Source organism: Mycolicibacter senuensis (assembly GCF_003284925.1).
Lineage (GTDB): Bacteria > Actinomycetota > Actinomycetes > Mycobacteriales > Mycobacteriaceae > Mycobacterium > Mycobacterium algericum_A.
The window spans coordinates 1-2,771 of sequence record NZ_QMEX01000250.1 but is presented as its reverse complement, the minus strand read 5'-3'; the positions used below and the strand labels follow the sequence as shown (position 1 = coordinate 2,771).

General features: G+C 72.4%; 1 protein-coding gene and 1 pseudogene. Both read left to right on the top strand.

Annotated features, from left to right (window positions below; genetic code table 11):
- Window positions 1–1,617: pseudogene (locus DQP56_RS23665) on the top strand (PD-(D/E)XK nuclease family protein); the annotation flags it as partial.
- The coding region (locus tag DQP56_RS23660) for an ATP-dependent helicase (protein WP_133259028.1) at window positions 1,614–2,771 on the top strand (1,158 nt) is incomplete at its 3' end. The pseudogene DQP56_RS23665 and the gene DQP56_RS23660, both read left to right, overlap by 4 nt.

Below are 2,771 nucleotides of genomic sequence, written 5' to 3'. Positions count from 1 at the left end.
CGCACTGCGGCGGGTGCGCGCGGTGTTGCAGGCCGCGGCGCGCAGCCACGAGGATGGCCGGGATCCGCACTACACGCTGTGGCAGGCCTGGAATCGGTCCGGGCTGCAACAACGTTGGCTGTCGGCCACACAGCGCGGCGGTCCGGCCGGCGCCCAAGCCGGCCGGGATCTGGACGCGGTGACCGCGCTGTTCGATCTCGCCGAGCACTATGTCGCACGCACGGCCGGGGCCACCCTGACCGGCCTTATCGAGCATGTCACCGCCATGCAGTTGGTGATGCCGCGCACCGAGGCCGCGGCGGGCGTCGAGGCGGTCGAGGTGCTGAGCGCGCATGCCGCACTCGGGCGCGAGTGGGATCTGGTGGTCATCGCCGGTGTCCAGGAAGGGCTGTGGCCCAATACCGTTCCGCGCGGCGGCGTGCTGGGGACCCAGCGTCTGCTGGACAGCCTGCACGGTCTCGGTGACGAGGTCTCGGCCCGGGCGCCGCTGCTCGCCGAGGAGCGGCGGCTACTGGTGGCGGCGATGGGCCGGGCACGCCATCGGTTGATGATCACCGCCGTCGACGGTGAGGGGGACGGCGGCGCGGCCGAGGAACAGCTCCCCTCGGAGTTCCACGCCGAACTCGCAGCCTGCGCCACCGGCGACGACGGGCCGGCACCGGCACCGCCGGTTGCGGCCCCGCCGGTGCTGTCGGCGGCCGGGGTGGTCGGGCGGCTGCGGGCGGTGGTCTGTGCTGCCGACGGTGTTGTCAGTGACTCCGAACGTGCCGACGCCGCAACACAATTAGCTCGGCTGGCAGCTGCCGGTGTACCGGGCGCCGACCCGGCCGACTGGCACGGGACGGCGCCGGTGAGCACCGAGGAACCGCTGTGGCGCGCCGATGGTGGGCAGGTCGTCACGCTGTCGCCGTCTGCGCTGCAGAGCCTGCTGGACTGCCCGCTGCGCTGGCTGGCCGAACGGCACGGTGGAACCGACGGCCGTGACCTGCGCTCGACAATCGGGTCGCTGATGCACGCCCTGGTCGCGGAGTCCGCTGCGAGCCGAGAAGAGCTGCTGGCCGAGTTGGACCGGGCCTGGCGGCAACTGCCGTTCGAATCGCCGTGGCACTCGGCCAACGAGCAGGACCGGCACCGCACCATGATCGAGACGTTCCTTGCCTGGCGGGCGCAGACCCGCGACGAACTCACCGAGGTCGGCACCGAGATCGCCTTCGACGGCGTGATCGACGCTGGTGAGGGGGTGCGGTTGCGCGGCCGGATCGACCGCATCGAACGCGATGCGGCCGGACGGCTGGTGGTCGTCGACGTCAAAACCGCCAAGACGCCGGTCAGCAAGGACGACGCGCAACAGCACGCACAGCTGGCCGTCTACCAGCTGGCAGTGGAGGCCGGCCTCGTCGGCTCCGACGAGCAGCCCGGCGGCGCGCGGCTGGTCTACCCGGCCTTGGCCGGGTAGACCCGCTCACCGCAGAGTCCGGGCGTGACTGGCGGGAGCGCATCGCTGCGGCGGCCGCCGCCACCGCCGGTCCGCAGTTCACCGCCCGGGTCAACGACGGCTGCCGGCACTGCCCGATCCGGCCGATCTGCCCGGCCCACACCGGCGGGAGCGGCACATGAAAGCCCGCTACGATCCCGCCGAGCTGGCAGCAGCGCTCGGGTTGCACCAGCCCACCGCGGAGCAGGCGGCGGTCATCGCCGCACCGCCGGGTCCGCTGGTGGTGATCGCCGGCGCCGGCGCCGGCAAGACCGAGACGATGGCCGCCCGGGTGGTGTGGCTGGTCGCCAACGGCTATGCCGATCCGGGCCAGGTGCTGGGGTTGACGTTCACCCGCAAGGCCGCCGGCCAACTGCTGCGCCGCGTCCGTTCCCGGCTGGCCCGGCTGTCCGGCACCGGCTTGATGATTCCCGAGCCGGGTTCCGCCGGATCGGCCGGTGGTCCGGCAACGCCGACGGTGAGCACCTACCACGCGTTCGCCGGTGCGCTGCTGCGTGAACACGGGCTGCTGCTGGGGATCGAACCCGATACCCGGCTGCTCACCGAGACCGGGCTGTGGCAGCTGGCGTTCGACGTGGTCAGTGCCTACTCGGGCGAACTGCGCACCGACCGGGACCCGGCAGCGATCACCGCAATGGTGTTGCGCCTGGCCGGGCAGTTGGCCGAACACCTGGTGGACACCGATGCGCTGCGGGACACCCACCTGGAGTTGGAGCGGCTGGTCCATACCCTGCCGCCCGGACCGCGTCAGCGAGCCGACCCCAACCAGTCGCTGCTCAAGATGCTGGACACCCAGACCGAGCGCGCCTCGCTGGTACCGCTGATCGACGCACTGCACCAGCGGATGCGCGCGGAGCGGGTGATGGACTTCGGTGCGCAGATGGCCACGGCCGCTCGGCTGGCGCAGGCCGGCGAGTCCGTCGGCGCGCGGCTGCGCGCCACCTACCGGGTGGTGTTGCTCGACGAATACCAGGACACCGGCCACGCCCAGCGCATCGCACTGTCGTCACTGTTCGGCGGCGGCGTCGACGACGGGCTGGCCCTGACGGCGGTGGGCGACCCGATTCAGTCGATCTACGGCTGGCGCGGCGCCTCGGCGACCAACCTGCCCCGATTCGCCACCGACTTCCCGCTCTCCGACGGCACCCCGGCCCCGACGCTGGAGCTGCGGACCAGCTGGCGCAACCCGCCGGAGGTGCTGCACGTCGCCAATGAGATCTCCGCGCAGGCCCGGCGGCGTTCGGTCACCGTGCACACGTTGCGGCCGCGACCGGAT